The sequence below is a fragment of the Streptomyces chlorus genome (assembly GCF_042655885.1).
Lineage (GTDB): Bacteria > Actinomycetota > Actinomycetes > Streptomycetales > Streptomycetaceae > Streptomyces > Streptomyces chlorus.
This window is the reverse complement of the sequence record NZ_JBHSOA010000006.1, coordinates 138493-139564: the sequence shown is the minus strand read 5'-3', so window position 1 is coordinate 139564 and position 1072 is coordinate 138493. Positions and strand designations below refer to the sequence as shown.

Genomic DNA, 1072 nt, shown 5'->3' with positions numbered 1-1072 from the left:
AACTCGACACAGCAGTCCAGCCACGATCAGACTCGCCTCTACCGCTTAACTGAACGGCATTGCACCCAGGGGCACGGCACCGGGGAGGCGTGACCCTGGGGCGTAGGTGCCGTCGGCTATCCGCTGCTCAAGTGCAGTGGCAACGCGTCGCCACGGTGGCTGTGCTGCATCCATGCGGATCATGCTCGGCTACTGCACTATCTGCCGCACCCGCGCTATGCTCGCTATCCGCGAATAGCTTGCTACAGAGTGAGCTACAAAGGACGGGCCGGCAGGGAGCTAGCGACTCACCTACCGACCCTTGCCCCTATGGAGGTAGGGACCATGAGCATCATCCCAGACGGACAGGCAGAGCCGGGGAAGACTGTCATCTGTGAGGCAGGGGGCAGGATTGAGAGGCTTCTACAGAGGGCTCTCCTGATCCCCCGGACCTCTGAGACCAGGAAGGTGCAGTCCTGGGAAGAGTCCGTTCTGTCGGTTGCCAGGATGGATGCTGACAGGGCCCTGTCCGTGGCAGAGGACAGGGCGGTGACCAAGGATGAACTGGCAAGGGCACTCTTCTTCCTGGCTCAGTCGGCCAGGGCCGCAGTGCGTGTCGCTGAGCATCGGACCTCAGAGTGTGAAGCGGTGCCGGCTGTCCCGGAGGGGGCATGGCAGCTCGGACAGTGCAACCTCCCCGCCGGTCACCGGGGAACGCACGTCAACGACGCCTGTCACTCCTGGGGTGACGTATGACCGTCACCCTGATCCTCTGCACCATGGCTATCTGGACTGCCGGCGGTCTCTTGATCCGGTGGCTGGCAGAACGGTAGGTCACTCCGATGGCATGGCCCCCTGGTGAAGTCTGCCAGGGGGCTTCCTCTTGCTCATGTCCTGGAAGCAACTTCAGTAGGGATTCCATGTCAAGTTGCCTGGTCTTGCTGGGAGTTGTTGACCAGAGCGAATGTCCTGGTCTAGTGTCTTGGCTAGTCCTACTGCCTTACAAGCAGGATGTCGGCGGTTCGAAACCGTCCGCGCCCACCGCGTCGCGATCCCGCGGTCTCGCGAGCACAGGGCCTTCCGGAGCAAGCTC

The 1072-nt window shown here is 62.4% G+C and carries 1 protein-coding gene; it reads left to right on the top strand.

Annotated features, from left to right (window positions below; all coding sequences use genetic code 11):
* Positions 1-324: 324 nt before the first annotated feature.
* Positions 325-735: a hypothetical protein gene (locus ACFPZI_RS03815; RefSeq protein WP_381358170.1), complete on the top strand. Its 411-nt coding sequence runs from the start codon at positions 325-327 to the stop codon at positions 733-735.
* Positions 736-1072: the final 337 nt, after the last annotated feature.

What these genes read in the sequence shown, in the direction of transcription:
- ACFPZI_RS03815 (WP_381358170.1), top strand. Translation starts at nt 325, where the DNA reads ATGAGCATCATCCCAGACGGACAGGCAGAGCCGGGGAAGACTGTCATC.